12 protein-coding genes, 1 tRNA gene and 2 pseudogenes are annotated in these 13,750 nt (G+C 71.3%); 2 read left to right on the forward strand and 13 right to left on the reverse strand.

The window, feature by feature from the left end:
• Positions 1-59: 59 nt before the first annotated feature.
• From AB0K15_RS17955 to AB0K15_RS17970, 4 genes are all read right to left on the reverse strand, one after another.
• The gene (locus AB0K15_RS17955; RefSeq protein ID WP_364051055.1) at positions 60-386 is read right to left on the reverse strand and encodes a hypothetical protein; all 327 of its coding nucleotides are present in this window, start codon (positions 384-386) and stop codon (positions 60-62) included.
• Positions 387-1,430: 1,044 nt separating this feature from the next.
• A complete protein-coding gene (gene glyA / locus AB0K15_RS17960; RefSeq protein ID WP_364051058.1) occupies positions 1,431-2,702 on the reverse strand; it encodes a serine hydroxymethyltransferase in 1,272 nt (423 codons plus the stop codon).
• A 123-nt stretch (positions 2,703-2,825) separates the two neighbouring features.
• Positions 2,826-3,344 (reverse strand): gamma carbonic anhydrase family protein, encoded by a 519-nt coding sequence (locus AB0K15_RS17965; RefSeq protein WP_364051061.1) that lies wholly within the window; start codon positions 3,342-3,344, stop codon positions 2,826-2,828.
• A 19-nt stretch (positions 3,345-3,363) separates the two neighbouring features.
• The gene (locus tag AB0K15_RS17970; protein ID WP_354867506.1) at positions 3,364-3,951 is read right to left on the reverse strand and encodes a TetR family transcriptional regulator; all 588 of its coding nucleotides are present in this window, start codon (positions 3,949-3,951) and stop codon (positions 3,364-3,366) included.
• Positions 3,952-4,073: 122 nt separating this feature from the next.
• Here AB0K15_RS17970 and AB0K15_RS17975 point away from each other — a divergent pair, with 122 nt between their 5' ends.
• On the forward strand, positions 4,074-4,532 hold the full coding sequence (locus tag AB0K15_RS17975) for a GreA/GreB family elongation factor (protein ID WP_364051065.1): 459 nt from the start codon (positions 4,074-4,076) through the stop codon (positions 4,530-4,532).
• Between the two features lie 78 nt (positions 4,533-4,610).
• Here the strand turns inward: AB0K15_RS17975 and AB0K15_RS17980 are convergent, their stop codons facing one another.
• The 4 genes from AB0K15_RS17980 to AB0K15_RS17995 all read right to left on the reverse strand — a co-directional run bounded on the left by AB0K15_RS17980 (position 4,611) and on the right by AB0K15_RS17995 (position 6,372).
• Positions 4,611-5,039 (reverse strand): hypothetical protein, encoded by a 429-nt coding sequence (locus AB0K15_RS17980; RefSeq protein WP_364051068.1) that lies wholly within the window; start codon positions 5,037-5,039, stop codon positions 4,611-4,613.
• Positions 5,040-5,583: 544 nt separating this feature from the next.
• Positions 5,584-5,769, reverse strand: a complete 186-nt coding sequence (locus AB0K15_RS17985; protein ID WP_364051071.1) for a hypothetical protein — start codon at positions 5,767-5,769, stop codon at positions 5,584-5,586.
• The gene (locus tag AB0K15_RS17990) at positions 5,766-6,062 is read right to left on the reverse strand and encodes an alpha/beta hydrolase fold domain-containing protein (protein ID WP_364051074.1); all 297 of its coding nucleotides are present in this window, start codon (positions 6,060-6,062) and stop codon (positions 5,766-5,768) included. Before AB0K15_RS17990 ends, AB0K15_RS17985 begins: the two co-directional genes overlap by 4 nt.
• 236 nt (positions 6,063-6,298) lie before the next feature.
• Positions 6,299-6,372, reverse strand: a tRNA-Thr gene (locus tag AB0K15_RS17995).
• 135 nt (positions 6,373-6,507) lie between these two features.
• On the opposite strand from AB0K15_RS17995, the gene AB0K15_RS18000 reads away from it, so the two are divergent.
• The gene (locus AB0K15_RS18000) at positions 6,508-8,187 is read left to right on the forward strand and encodes a hypothetical protein (protein ID WP_364051077.1); all 1,680 of its coding nucleotides are present in this window, start codon (positions 6,508-6,510) and stop codon (positions 8,185-8,187) included.
• Between the two features lie 60 nt (positions 8,188-8,247).
• On the opposite strand, the gene AB0K15_RS18005 is transcribed toward AB0K15_RS18000, so the two are convergent.
• The 5 genes and pseudogenes from AB0K15_RS18005 to AB0K15_RS18025 all read right to left on the reverse strand — a co-directional run.
• Complete coding sequence (locus AB0K15_RS18005; RefSeq protein ID WP_364051080.1) at positions 8,248-9,447, reverse strand: DNA polymerase III subunit delta'; 1,200 nt, start codon at positions 9,445-9,447, stop codon at positions 8,248-8,250.
• Positions 9,444-11,609 carry a dTMP kinase gene (locus AB0K15_RS18010; RefSeq protein ID WP_364051083.1) on the reverse strand — a complete coding sequence of 722 codons (2,166 nt, stop codon included), beginning with the start codon at positions 11,607-11,609 and terminating at the stop codon, positions 9,444-9,446. The genes AB0K15_RS18005 and AB0K15_RS18010 overlap by 4 nt, the downstream gene beginning before the upstream one ends.
• A gap of 140 nt (positions 11,610-11,749) precedes the next feature.
• Entirely contained in the window at positions 11,750-12,373 is a 624-nt protein-coding gene (locus AB0K15_RS18015; protein WP_364051086.1) for a hypothetical protein, read from the reverse strand.
• A 266-nt stretch (positions 12,374-12,639) separates the two neighbouring features.
• A pseudogene (locus AB0K15_RS18020) lies at positions 12,640-13,251 on the reverse strand (ESX secretion-associated protein EspG); the annotation flags it as partial.
• Between the two features lie 318 nt (positions 13,252-13,569).
• A pseudogene (locus tag AB0K15_RS18025) lies at positions 13,570-13,695 on the reverse strand (ESX secretion-associated protein EspG); the annotation flags it as partial.
• Positions 13,696-13,750 lie beyond the last annotated feature (55 nt).

Raw genomic sequence — 13,750 nt, forward strand, 5'->3', positions numbered from 1 at the left:
CTGTTCCGCGGAAGCTTGTATAAGGCAAGTAAATAAGGTGTGACGCTGATCGCAGCGAGTCAGAGGTGGCCCTTGAGCAGGGCGAAGTCGGCCTCACGCATGGGCTGGGCGTGACCCGGACGAGGGCTCCGCGGCTCCCCGACGAGGTCGACGGGCACCTCGGCAAGCCCCAGCCGCATCGCCACGGCGATGCGATGGTTGCCGTCGAGAACGCCGAACTCCTCGTTGCACCCCAGCCTCAACGGCACCAAAACCCCGCGCCGCGCGATGTCCCCGGTCAGCTCATCGAGATGGCGCGGCGTATCCACCAACGCGGACCCCACCACCTCCCGATCGACGGCGCGATACCGCACGACGAGCTCGGTCGGCAGAAACAAAGCTGGCATCGGATCATCCTCGCGCGGACCGTGCCGAGCCGCTCAGCCCTTCCGGCTCCTGTGGTTTGGCGCCGGCGGGTCCGTTCGCCACGCGAAAGGTCCCCTCACGCCACGCCCAAGCGCGAACGGTCCCCCCGCGACACCGACACGGCACGACCGGTCCCCTCACACCACCCGCGCAGCACGACCGGTCCCCTCGCGACGCGGACACGGCACGACCGGTCACCCTGCCCCACCAACACAGCGCCGACGATCCCCCCGCACCCGCACCCGCACCTCGGCCCGCACCGGCACCTCACCACGAGTGGACCCCTGCGACCACCCACCCCGAGACGACCGGACCTCTCACACGCCCGCGCGACCGGTCAACTCAGTCAGGAGCACCCGCACGAAAGCACCCCTCGCGCCATGTCGGCGACGCGAAGGGACCGATCACACCGCCGCTGGCACCACGAAGGTCCCACTGGCATCTCCGGCACGGACCACCAGCCCCTGACGGCCAATCCCCCCTGCGCGAAGGGCGCCCTCGCGCAAGCGCGGAGCGCGAAAGGCCCTCTCGCGCCAGGCGCGCGGCGCGAAAGGTCACGCGTCTGGCCGGATGTTCGAGTGGTCCCCTCGCACCCCCGCCTCCGCACAACAGTCGCCTATACGCGCCCCAGCGCCAAAGGTCCCGGCCCAGCACCGGCACGGCATCCAGAGGCCCCCTCGCGCCGAACCCACAACCACGAACGGTCCCTCACCCCGCCGACAGTGCACGAGAGGCCCCGTCGCACCAGGTCCGCGGCGCGAACGATCCCCTCGCCACCCGGCACCGCACCCCGGCAGGGCAGGGCAGGGTACCAAGCCCTCGCATCAACCCCGCAGCACAAGCGGTCCCCTCGCGACACAGACATCGCACCAAACACCCACTGGCACCGCGAGCACAGCGCAAGTGGTCCCCTCGCCACCCCGCCCCAGCGCGAACGGTCCCCTCACGCCACACCCACAGCGCAAAAGGTCCCCCCGCACCACCCACCACGCGCGAGGGGACCCTTCGGTCAGACAAAAGCAGCGTCAGGCGACGTAACCCGGAATCGGGAACGGCGCCAGGAACTCCCGGATCTCAGCGGCAATCCCGTCCAGCTCCGCCTCGGGCGAAGAAGCGGCCGCCGCGACCACCGTGCGGTCGATCCACTCGGCAACCTGCACCTGGTGCTCCGGCAGCAACCCGCGCGTCGTGATGGCGGAGGTGCCCAGGCGGATGCCCGACGGGTCGAAGGGCTTGCGCGGGTCGAACGGCACCGTGTTGTAGTTCAGCTCGATCCCCGCGCGGTCCAGAGCCTGGGCGGCGGGCTTGCCGGCCACGTTCTTGTTCGTCAGGTCGATCAGCAGCAGGTGGTTGTCCGTGCCGCCGGAGACGAGGTCGTAGCCGCGGTCGAGCAACGCCGCGGCGAGGGCCTTGGCGTTCGCCACGATCGTCTGCGCGTAGGTGGCGAACGACGGCTGCGCAGCCTCCCCCAGCGCCACGGCGATGGCCGCCGTCGTGTGGTTGTGGGGGCCGCCCTGCAGACCGGGGAACACGGCCTTGTCGATCGCCTTGGCGTGCTCGGCGTCCGACATGATCATCGCGCCGCGCGGGCCGCGCAGGGTCTTGTGCGTGGTGGTCGTGATGACCTGGGCGTGGCCGACCGGCGACGGATGCGCGCCGCCCGCGATGAGGCCGGCGATGTGGGCGATGTCGGCCACCAGCACGGCGTCCACTTCGCGCGCGATCTCCGCGAAGCGCGGGAAGTCGATGGTGCGCGGGATGGCCGTGCCGCCGGCGAAGATCAGCTTCGGGCGGTGCTCCAGCGCCAGGTCGCGCACCTGGTCGAAGTCGACGCGGCCGGTTTCCTTGCGCACGCCGTAGCGCACCGGGTTGAACCACTTGCCCGTCGCGGACACGGACCAGCCGTGGGTCAGGTGGCCACCGTCGGGCAGGGCCATGCCGAGCACGGTGTCGCCGGGCTGCGCGAAGGCCAGGTACGCGGCGAGGTTGGCCGGGGAGCCGGAGTACGGCTGCACGTTGGCGTGATCGACGCCGAACACGGCCTTCGCGCGCTCGATCGCCAGGGTCTCGATGGGGTCGATGAACTGCTGGCCCTCGTAGTAACGCTTGCCGGCGTAGCCCTCGGAGTACTTGTTGGTCAGCACGGTGCCGGTGGCCTCGAGCACCGCGCGCGAGACGTAGTTCTCCGACGCGATCAGGCGGATCTTGTCGTGCTGGCGCCTCGCTTCGTCCTCGACGAGCCCGGCGATCTGCGGGTCGGCGGCGGCGAGCGTGGTAAGGGCGGGCTGGTGTGTCATCACGTCTCCGGCTCTAAACCGGCCGGGCACCCAGGCGCGCGGTGCCGGCCTCGTCGTCGCTTCCCGGTGGTGCTCCACCTCTGATGGCGCCAGTCGCAGCTGCGTGCCGGAGTTTAGTGCACGTCAGACCGGCTTGGAGCCCTCCCGGTGCCGTCGCGCGAGGTCCTGGTAGATCCCGGCGTTGTGCTCCACCCACATCCGCGCCGAGTCGGTGAGCGGCACGAACTTCTTGGCCGGGCTGCCCATCGCGATCACTTCCTCGGGTACCTTCGTGCCGGGCGTCACGGTGGACCCCGCGGCGATCAGCGACCGCGCGCCGATCACGGACTTGTCGAGCACGGTGGACCCGTTCCCGATCAGCGCCTGCTCGCCGATGACGCAGTCGTGCACGAGGCACTGGTGCCCCACGGTCACGTTCTTGCCGATCTCCGTGGGCGTCCCGCCGCAGTGGATCACGGAGTTGTCCTGCACGTTCGCGCCCTCGCGGATGATGATCGGCCCGAAGTCGGCGCGGATCACGGCGCCGTACCAGACCGAAGCGTCCTTCTCGACGGTCACGTCGCCGATCAAGGTGGCGGTGGGGGCGATCCAGGCGTCCGGGTGGACCTGCGGGCTGGCGCCTTCGAAGGAGAACAGAGGCATGCCAGCACCCTAAGCGGCGTCAGCGATAACCCGCGAAGCAGAGCGCCTCGACGTCGCCGCGCAGGCTTTCGAACGGCCGCGGCCGCACCCGCTGCTGCACCACCGCGCCGAGCAGGTAGCTCAGCAACGCCCGGGCGCGCGCCCGCGGGTCGTCGACGTCGAGCGGCGCCAGCAGCTCCGCGAACAGCTCCGTGATCGACGTCAGCATCGCGTCGATCGCCTGCGGGTGCTGCGCGCGCCCGGCGGCGATCCAGTACTCGAACCACAGGAACGCGCCGTTGGGCCGCTCCGCGAACTCCGCCAGGTACGCCTTGGTCACCTCGAACAAGCGCTCGCGCGGGTCGGCGAACTTCTCCCCCACAGCACGCAGATCCGTGGCGAACGTGGTGATGTGGGCGGCCATCGCGCGGTCGATGAGCACGTCGATGTCGGCGAAGTAGTAGTGGATCGCGCTCTTCGTGAGCGGACCCGCGTCGGCGATCGCGCGTACTGTGCACCCGGCGAGCCCGTCTCTGGCGAGCACGACCCGTGCGGCCTCGACGATCTGCTCCTGCTTCTGCAGCTGGTTGGGCGACAGCTGCGCGCTTCGGCCGGGTACGGCGGTCACGGTGATCCTCGTTACGTTATTCAGGACGACAGGCCCGAATCCTAGGGCAGACGTCCCACCGTGCCCTCTCGGGTGAAAAAGCGGATTGGCCACCCCGGTCCGCACAGCGGACAATGCCCGGCATGGTGATCTCAGGGGACAAGGGGCTCAGCGAGGCGGCGCGCCGCCAGCTGGAGAAGGAAATAGCCGACCTGCGCGCGCAACGGGCGGCGCTCGCACCGCAGCCCGGCGAGCAGGAACGCACGGGGGACGCGGCCGACCAGGCCGACGTGATCGACCGGGCCGAGGCCGCCGCGCGGCTGGAGCGCCAGATCTCCGACGTCGCCGCGAAGCTCGAGCACGGCGCGTACAACAGCAACCTGCTCCCCGACGGCACGCGCGTCTCCCTGCGCTTCGCCGACGGTGACGAGGAAGTGCTCAACGTCGTCACCCTCCCGGGCGAGGACCTCGACTCGGTGACGTCGGACAGCCCGCTGGGCCTCGCCCTGGTCGGCGCCAAGGCCGGCGACAAGATCAGTTACCGCACCCCGCGCGGCGAAGCCACCGCCACGGTGATCGAGCTGACCCCGCCGGAGGACTGACCACTTCGGACTCCACGGATCGGGCTGCCGGGCATCACGCCTCGGCAGCCCGATCCGTCTTTTTCGCGCGCTCGTTTTTCAGCGACGCTGGTCGCGCGTCTCCGGCCGGTACGCGTAGATCAGGCCCTCGTCGGCGATGACGTACCAGTCGGTGTCGCAGACGCGGTCGGTGCGGTGCTCCTGGCCGGCGGGCCACCAGTCGGCCGTCAGAGTCGCGCGGGTCGCCGACGCGGGACCCTTCACGCACGTCGCGGGCAGGCCCGAAGCGCCCGGGGTGTAGCGCAGGATCCGTTCGGACCCGGTGGTGCGGATGGCCTCCGTGACGGCCGTCGCGTCGGCGGGAATCCAGGACGGCAGGCGTGCGTCGGCGTCGGCCTTGCCGATGGCGCCGCTGTCGTAGGCGACGTTCTTGACGTGCTCCGGCCCGTCCGGCGCACACGCGGTGACGGTCGCCAGTGCCGCCGCGATCGCCGCGAACCAGCTCGCGGTTTTCCCCATTTCGTTCATGCCACCGAGTCAATCCAGGCCCCGGACGACCGGCATCGGCTTTCCGGCCCGTAGGCGCGGGCCGGATGGCCGAGTCAGCCGGCCCGGCGCGCGTCCGCCGCCGGCTCGACGGCGAGCGGGAACCCCCCAGCCGGCGGCAGATCTGCACCACCTGCGGCCAGTTTCCACTGTGGACGGTGAAGCCGGCGGAAACGGCGGCCGCGCGATCGGTGGACAGCTTCACGACGTCGAGCGCCGACGCGCCCGCGGGGTCACGCACCGGCGGCACGGCCAGCGGCGGCACCGGGAGCACGTGTTCGCCGTCGAGCCCGAGCACCTGCCGGCTCGTGGTGAGCACGCGCAGGCCCGGCACGGCCACGAGCAGCTCGTGCACCAGCACGGCGAGCGCCTGGCCGAGGTGCTCACAGTTGTCGAGCAGGAGCTGCTTGTCGCACAGGAACTCGAGGAGCCGTGCGGAGGGATCGCCGCCGGTGTCGCCCAGACGCAGCGCGCCGCTCCGATCGTCTGCGCGAGCAGGATCACGCAACGCGGCGAGGTCGACGAGTCACACCCCGTCGGCGAGGGAGCTGCGCACCTCGGCGGCGGCCCGCAGCGCGAGCCGCGTCTTACCGACGCCGCCGGTGCGCGTAACCAGGCGGGCCGCGGCGAGCACCTTCCGCGTCGCCCGCAGCTCTTCGCCGCGACCGACGAAGCTCGTCACCTCTACCGGCAGTGCGCCCACCTCGGTCATCGGGGAACTCGGCGTAGGACGAGGTGTCGACGCGCGCCTCGGTGGCGGGGGTGCATCAGCAGCTGGGCCTTGATCGGTGGCCCGTCGTGGTCGCGCGTGTACGTCGTGAGCGCGGCGTTGTGGTTGTCGCCGACGCTGTTGCCCGCCACCGCGAGCCGCGACGTGTCCAGCCGCTGCGAAGCACCTTCGTGCGTGGCCCACGCCGGCGCGGCGAAGCACTCTTCAAGCTGCGTCGGGAACACAGCGTCCGGGATCGCGGTGTACTCCACGAACACTACGGTGTACCCCGTCACAGCACCAGGTCACGCGTGAGGCAGCGGTGGTTGTCGAAATCGCCCGCGACCCCACACTCCGCCGTGCAGGAACAGCACCACCGGCAGCCCCTCCTGCGATCCGGTGGGGCGCTCGCCAGAGATCAGGTGTCCCCTTAACGGGTGAACTTGGCGATCAAGAGACAAAGACCCAATCAGGCACCCACCACACGAATCAGGGCCCATCCGAGGTGTCTCGGATGGGCCCTGACCTGGGGAGCCGCCTGGGGGAATCGAACCCCCGACCTATTCATTACGAGTGAATCGCTCTGGCCGACTGAGCTAAGGCGGCATGTCGGGTGGCTGGTGCCGTCCGACGGGAACAAGTGTAGCGGAGGCCGTTGGCGTCACCTTGCGGGGGCCGCGTCGTTAGGGTCCTATGACCTCGGTCTCACTCCCCGACCGGCCTACCTGGAGGACTCGGCACATGCGGCGAAGACTGCCCCGCGCGGTGGCCCTGCCCGCGGCAGCGGCGTTGCTGCTGCTCATCGCCGCGCCGGCGAGCGCGCAGGAGATCCCGACGACGCCGATCCCGCAGCCGGCGAACCCGACGCAGCCCCCGGCGTCCGCGCCGATCGGGCCGCAGCCGCTCGGCCACGCGGTGGGTGACGCGGGCACGGCGCTGGGCGTGCTGCGCCTGCTGCCGAACTCCGTGCCGACGTCGACGATCCTGCCGGGCTTCGGGCAGACGCTGCCGAAGCAGTCGGCGCTGGAAGCCGGGATGGGCCTGTCGAGCGCGTCGGCGAACTCCGAGGCGTACCTGGCCTACGAGAAGTCGATCGCGCAGGCGTCGCCGTTCGGCGTGGCCGTGGGAGGCCAGGCGCCGCAGACCCCGGGCTCCGTGGTGCAGACCGCGCTGCCGGACAACCCGAAGCCGCTGTCCGGTGGGCTCAACGCGCCGTCGAACCCGCTGCTCGACATCGGCGTCCTGAACGGCACCGCGCACGCCCGCTGGAGTGACTCGCTGGGCCCGTGCGTGGACACGATCGCCGACGCGAGCACGTCGGTGGCGAGCCTTTCGCTGCTGAACGTGATCCCGTCGCTGCCGCAGATCCCGCTGCTGGGCCAGGGTGGACTGAACCTGCCGCAGGGCACGCAGCTCGCGCAGGGCTTCGACCCGGCCAAGGGCCTGCAGAGCCTCGGCGGCCTGCTGTCGGGCGGCGGCCAGACCGCGGCCGACGGCACCGGTTCGCTGCTGAGCCTGCCGAACACGCTGTCGTCGCGTTCGCAGGTGAAGCTCGTGGACATCCCGGGGTCGAAGAACAAGGCGGTGCAGTCGATCTCGACGCTGCAGGCCGCCGACATCGACATCCTCAAGGGCACGCCGCTGGAGCTGTCGATCAAGGTCACCAGCCAGCCGACGCTCACCGTCACCTCGACCGGCGACGAGAAGACCTCGAAGGTCGACTACACCGCGCCCGTGCTGACCATCGAGGCCGGCGGCAAGACGCTGTACACGCTCGACGCGGCGCACCCGACCAAGGACATCCCGATCGGCCTGCCGCTCGCGGGCCTGAGCGACAAGTTCGGGCAGCTCAACTCGATCCCCGTGGTCGGCGGCCTCGTGTCCACGCTGACGAAGGGCATCCAGCAGGTCGGCGACACCGCGGGCACCGTCCTCGACCTCGGCGTCCTGCGGCTGTCGATCGCCGGTCTGGACCAGCAGGGCTCCGTCGCGACCACGCCGTACAAGGGCTACCAGCTCGGCGCCTCGGCGCGGCTGTTCGACCTCCAGGTGCTTCCGACGAAGAACCTGAAGACCCTGCTCCCCGCGGGCGCCGGCGACAACCTCCCGTCGTCCCTGGCGCAGCTGTCCCTGGGCGAACAGGTCGCGCGCGCCTACGCCCCCACCGGCGGCGTCGTCTGCGGCACGGCCACCACGGCCCCGCCCGCGGCCGGCGGCCAGGCACCCAAGGGACCGGTCAAGAACCTCGCGTACACGGGCACGGCGTACGACACCGTGCCGCTCTTCTGGGCGGGTACGGCGATGCTGCTGCTCGGCGTCGTGATGGTCGCGGCGTTCCCGAACCGTCGCCGCCTTGCCGCGCCGGTGAAGCTGCACTCCGACGACGCTCCGCGCAAGCCGTCACCGCACCCCCGCGACTGATCCGCCACGGGAAACGGCCCGGTCACCTTCGTGGTGGCCGGGCCGTTGCCGTCGGTGCGCTCAGCCCTGGCGCAGCGTCGTCACCATGGCCTCCACGGCGATGCGCGGCTTGACGTTCAGCTCGATCGCCTCACGGCATTCGAGGACGGCTTCCAGGCGGCGCAGCGTCGATTCCGGCGTCCAGGCCGCGGCGGCGGCGCGGATGTCGTCGGCGTGGTCCGGGTGGTTGAGGGTCGCGCCGGAGTGGGTGGTGGTGACGAGGACGTCGCGGTAGAAGCCGGCGAGGTCGACGAGCGCGAGGTCGAGCGTGTCGCGCTGGGTGCGCGTCGCGCGGGACTTCTGGCGTTTTTCGAGCTGCTTCACGGCGGCCTCGGCCGCGCGTTTGGCGCCCGCGACGCCCTTGCCGATGCCGTCGCCGCCCATGGCGGTGCGCAGCTCGGAGCGTTCGTTCTCGTCGCGGGCCTTGCTCTCCTCGCCGGCGTCGGCCTCCGCGGCGCTGATCAGCTGATCGGCACTGGTGAAGACGTCGGCGGGCCGGCGCAGGCCCGTCGGGATCCGCAGCACGGTGGCGCGGCGCTGGCGCGCGGAGTCGTCCGTGGCGAGCCGGCGCGCGCGGCCGACGTGGCCGCCGCAGACCGACGCGGCCCACTGTGCGAGTTCGGGATCGACGCCGTCGCGCGCCACCAGCACCTGCGCGATGGCCTCGGGCGGCGGTGTCCGCAGCGTCACCAGACGGCAGCGCGAGCGGATGGTCACCGACACGTCGTCCGGGTGGTCCGAAGGCGCGCACAGCAGGAACACCGTGCGCTCCGGCGGCTCCTCGACGGCCTTGAGCAGCGCGTTCGACGCGCCTTCCGTGAGCCGGTCGGCGTCCTCGATGATCACGACCTGCCACTCGCCTGTGGTCGGGCGCCGCGCGGCGGCCTGGACCAGCGCGCGCATCTCCGCGACCGAGATCGACAGGCCTTCGGGCACCACGAGCCGGACGTCGGCGTGCGTCCCCGCCATCGTCGTGCGGCAGCCGGGGCACGCGCCGCAGCCCGTGCCGGTGCTGCACTGCAACGCGGCGGCGAACGTGCGCGCCGCGACCGAACGGCCGGACCCCGGCGGGCCCGTGATCAGCCACGCGTGCGTCATCGCGCCCGGCGGCACTGGCTCCCCCGCCACGATCTTCGCGGCCGCCGACGAAGCCGTCGACAGCGTTTCGACCGCCGGCTCCTGACCCACGAGCTCGGCCCAGACGCCGATCGGCCCGGTCACTTGGCGTCCACTTCGGACACTTCCTGCGCGGGCGCGAGCTCGGCCTCCGCGACGGCACCTTCGACGACGTCGGCCGTCGCCACGGCGTGGATGCGGTGGTCCAGCTCCGGACGCTCGGCCGGCTCCGAAGGCGCCAGCCCGGACAGGCGGCCGACGAACACCGCCAGCACGGCCGTGCGGACGCGCGCGGCGACCTCGTCGTCGGTGCCGTCGGCGTCGACGACCACGTACCGGTCCGGATCGGCCGCGGCCATCTCGGCGAGCAGGTGCTGCACGCGCCACTGGTCGTTGACCGACACCGACGAGTTCTGGTCGCGCTGGCCCGGTTCCGCGTCGAGGAGCACCGTGAGGTCGGGGCGCAGCTTGCCCGTCGCCCAGTCGGCCAGGCCCTCGAGCTCACCCGCGTCGAGGCCCGCGACCGTGCACAGGTGGGCGAGCGGCGAGTCGACAAAACGCTCCATCACCACCACGGACCCGGCGTCGAGCGCCGGCTGGATCTCGCGTTCGACCAGCTCCGCACGCACGGCGGCGGCGACGAGCGCCTGGGCCCGCGCGCCCGTGAGCGACGCGTCGGAGATCAGCGAACGGAACCGCCGCTCGTCGAGCGCGGGGTCGGCGGCCAGCACCACGGGCCGGGTGCCGGTGCCGAGCCAACGCGCGAGGCGCGCGGCCTGGCTGGCCGTGTTGATGGCCGTGGTGCCTTCGAGCGCGATGAGGAACCCGTTGACGCGCCGGGGTGCGCGGCGCAGGGCGTTGCGCAGGTCGGTGAGGATCTTCTCGCTGCGGCGATCGTCCATCTGCCGGTAGGCGATCACGCCGAGCAGCATCGCGAGCACGCCGCCGCCGATCATCACCGGCCGCGTGCCGTCGATGGTGACGGGGCTGCCCCACACGTTGATCTGGTGCGGGCGGACCAGACCGATCAACGCCGGCGTGACGATCGTCGAGCCGAACAGCACGATCTTCAGCATCGACTGGTAGATCGCGTTGACCCGGCCGCGGATCGCGTCTTCCACGCGCGAGCCGATGATCGTGACGCCGGTGAGGAACGCGATGCCGGCGCAGAAGCCGGTGAGCGCCACGGCGATCACCGAGATCGCGAGGTGCGGCGACAGCGCGATGATCACCAGCGACAGCCCGGCCACGACGATCGAGATGCCGAACAGCCGGTCGTGCGGCAGCCGCCGCGCGAGCTTGGGCGCGAGGGCCATCCCGGTGGCGAGGCCGAGGAACACGGCGAGCACCAGCAGGTTGAACGCCGCGTCACCCGCGAGCAGCGACGACGAGTACGGCTTGGCCGAGGCCACCACCGCCCCGCCCGCGGCGAACGCGCCGAACGCGCCGATCAGCAGTCCGCGCACCAAGGGCGTGCTCTTCACGAAGCGCAGGCCGTCGCGCACCATGTCGCCGAAGCCGAACTTCTCTTCGTCGGCCTTCTTGACCTTCTGGTCGGGCAGCTTGTGGACGTCGCGCAGCGAAAGCTCGGGAATCCGGGTGGCGATGAGGATGCCGCTGGTCAGGTACAGCAGGCCGTTGATGACGACGACGATCTTCGCGATGTAGAGGTCGGCCGTCGCCCCTTGGAACAGGTGGAACGTCGTGTTCGCGCCCAGGATCAGGGCGTTGGCTCCGGCGGCGGTGATCACGGCGAGGCCGTAGGTCATCACCATGCCGAGCTGGTTGGCCGTCTCGACCTGGTCCGGGCGGCGCAGCAGGTTGGGCACCGCCGCGTCCTTCGACGGGATCCACATGATCGAGCAGCAGCCGACCAGGAAGTTCGCGACGAACAGCCACCACGGCGCGCCGACGATCGCGATCGACAGCAGGAAGCCGCAGCGCAGGAAGTCGCAGACCACCATCACCTTGCGGCGGTCGAAACGGTCGGCGAGGATGCCGCCGATCGGCGCGAACAGCAAGCCGGGCAGCAGGTTCGTGAGCACCACGCCGACGAACGCGAAGTTCTGCGCGGTGTAGTTGTTGAGCAGCTTCGTGCTCAGGCTCGTGAGAGCCAGCAGGTTCAGCCAGTCGGCGACACTGCACAGGTACGTGACGCCCCACAGCCGACGGAATGGTCTGATCGCCAGCACCCGACGAACGCGGTGGATCGTGGACGCCTCGGCACTCGCCGAGCCACCCGATCCGGCGCCGGGTACCGACCGCACGCCTTCGCTGATACGCCCACCCCACTCGTCACGGCGGCGTCGGGAAACCCCGTTTCGGATCCCCCGACCGTGTCGTCAGGGTAGCCCGATCGCCGATCCGGACACGGCACCGGCCCGGGTGTGGCGGTGGTGGAGTGACGTCAGCTGAACAGGCCCGTCACACTGCTGACCAGGCTCGACACCATGTACAGCGCGATCACGACGAACACGATGAGCAGCACGACCGCGAGGATCACGCCCGCCGCGCTCGTCGACGGACGGCCCAGGTTCGGCATCCCGATGGTCGGCAGACTGCGCTTTTTGGCCTGCCGTTCGGCTAGCTCGGCCTCGATGTCGTCGTCGGCGACCTCGGCTTTCGCCTTCGGCCGCGGCCGCGGCACCCGCTTGAGCAGCTGTGGCGCGCGCGTGGGCCACGTCCGCTGCCGCGGCAGCAGTCCGAGCGGCACCCCGTCGGGCTTCTCCTCGGCCGGCTGGATCGGCTGCGGCGTGCGCGCGGCCTCCTCCCGCAGCGCGGCCTCGACCATCCGCTTCACGGCCTCGGGGTCGTGCTGCACGGGCCGCGCGGTCGGCAACGGCCGCGCCTCGTCCGCCGACGCCGCGGGCGCCGCCTCGGCCGCCGTCACCAGCCCGGCGAGCGGATCGGCGAACCGCTCCCCGCCGACGCTGCCGTCCAGCGTCCCGTCGCGCTCCGGTTGCGGGGCGCCGGGGACGCCTTGAGTGCCTTGGGGGGCATGGAAGAAAGGAGCCCCACCGCTCGTGCTCATGGTGACCACCTCACTACGGAATGTCCTCGCCTTCCAGTGTCGGCGACACTACCGGCTCCCGCATCCGCCCAATGGGCGCAGAACCACTCGCGCCCACGCCGCCGACCGGACGGTCCCGCAGCAGTGTGCAGGCCACGGCCACCCCGGTCGACCGCCGAAAGCGACGTCCACGGGTGATCCCGGTCACGAGATCGGGCACTCTTCGTAATCGATCGTGGCCGGTGGCCGGCGGTGCGGACGGGCACGAAGGCGTTCGACGGCTCGGTTCAGGCATGGTTGCGCACCGCTTCGACGATCCACGCTTCCGCCGTGCTGCGGGTGGCGGGCTGCCAGGTCATGAGCCAGCCGCCGTCGGGGCGGGGGGCGGCGCGGAACTGGTAGCGGCCCTGGTCGTTGTCGACGAGGCCGAAGGCGCCGTGCGGGTACTCGGCGAGGACGGCGTCGCGGACGGCCAGGTCGACGAGCACCGTGCCGAGGCGCGGGCGGGCGACCGCGGCACGGATGACGTCGAGCGAGCCCCACGCGGCGCGCGGCACGAGGCCACTGCGGTCGGTCTCGATGCGGACGGCCGGCCCCGGCCCCGGCGGACGGTCGGGCAGCCCGTCGAACACCCAGCCCGGCAGGGCGCTGAGCAGGCCGGACCGCAGCCGCGCGCGACGGCCCAGCTTGCTCATCACCGTGGTGTAGTCCTCGTCGCCGAAGAAGCGCACCTCCCACGGCTCCGGACGCGCCGGGAAGACGCCGGTCACCACGCCGCGGATGAAACCACCCCGCAGCACGCGGTAGAGCCCCACGGCCTCCGGCGTCACCTCGCCCTCCGGAACCAGGCCGAGCTCCGACATGCCCGCCACGAACCGCGTGTACTGCTCGATCTCCTCGATCAACCCCGGCACCAGCGTGGGCCCGAACGACTGCCGCACCTGGTCGGCCAGGCTCAGCTCCTCCGGCTCCGAAGAACCCGAAGAACCCGACGACCCCGAAGCCGCCGACCAGCCCGGCTCGCCGTCAGCCCCGGAAGCTCCCGAGTCGCGCCGCACCTCGGACTCGCCCGAACCCGAGACGTCCCGAGCCCCCGAACCGTCCTCGGACTCCGCGCGAGCACGCCCCGCGTCCTCCCCGTCCCCCAGATCCCGGTAACCCGAGTCACCGGGCCCCCAGCCAGGCGGCCCGGAACCACCGGGACCGCCCACCCCCTCCAGCACCGGCGGCACCGTGAACTGCGGGTCGTAGAACTCCATCACCGACGGCCGCTCCGGTACCTCGGCCCGGAGCGGCGCGATGACTTCGTCGATGACGTCGAAGACTGCGGTCGCTGAACTCACCCCTGTATTGAACACCCTGGCACCGACAATTTTTCGAACTTTTGTTCGACTCGCC

It is taken from the genome of Amycolatopsis sp. NPDC049253 (assembly GCF_040678995.1).
GTDB lineage: Bacteria > Actinomycetota > Actinomycetes > Mycobacteriales > Pseudonocardiaceae > Amycolatopsis.

What these genes read in the sequence shown, in the direction of transcription:
- AB0K15_RS17955 (WP_364051055.1), bottom strand. Translation starts at nt 386, where the DNA reads ATGCCAGCTTTGTTTCTGCCGACCGAGCTCGTCGTGCGGTATCGCGCC.
- AB0K15_RS17980 (WP_364051068.1), bottom strand. Translation starts at nt 5,039, where the DNA reads ATGAACGAAATGGGGAAAACCGCGAGCTGGTTCGCGGCGATCGCGGCG.
- AB0K15_RS18000 (WP_364051077.1), top strand. Translation starts at nt 6,508, where the DNA reads ATGCGGCGAAGACTGCCCCGCGCGGTGGCCCTGCCCGCGGCAGCGGCG.
- glyA (WP_364051058.1), bottom strand. Translation starts at nt 2,702, where the DNA reads ATGACACACCAGCCCGCCCTTACCACGCTCGCCGCCGCCGACCCGCAG.
- AB0K15_RS17965 (WP_364051061.1), bottom strand. Translation starts at nt 3,344, where the DNA reads ATGCCTCTGTTCTCCTTCGAAGGCGCCAGCCCGCAGGTCCACCCGGAC.
- AB0K15_RS17975 (WP_364051065.1), top strand. Translation starts at nt 4,074, where the DNA reads ATGGTGATCTCAGGGGACAAGGGGCTCAGCGAGGCGGCGCGCCGCCAG.
- AB0K15_RS18015 (WP_364051086.1), bottom strand. Translation starts at nt 12,373, where the DNA reads ATGAGCACGAGCGGTGGGGCTCCTTTCTTCCATGCCCCCCAAGGCACT.
- AB0K15_RS17985 (WP_364051071.1), bottom strand. Translation starts at nt 5,769, where the DNA reads ATGACCGAGGTGGGCGCACTGCCGGTAGAGGTGACGAGCTTCGTCGGT.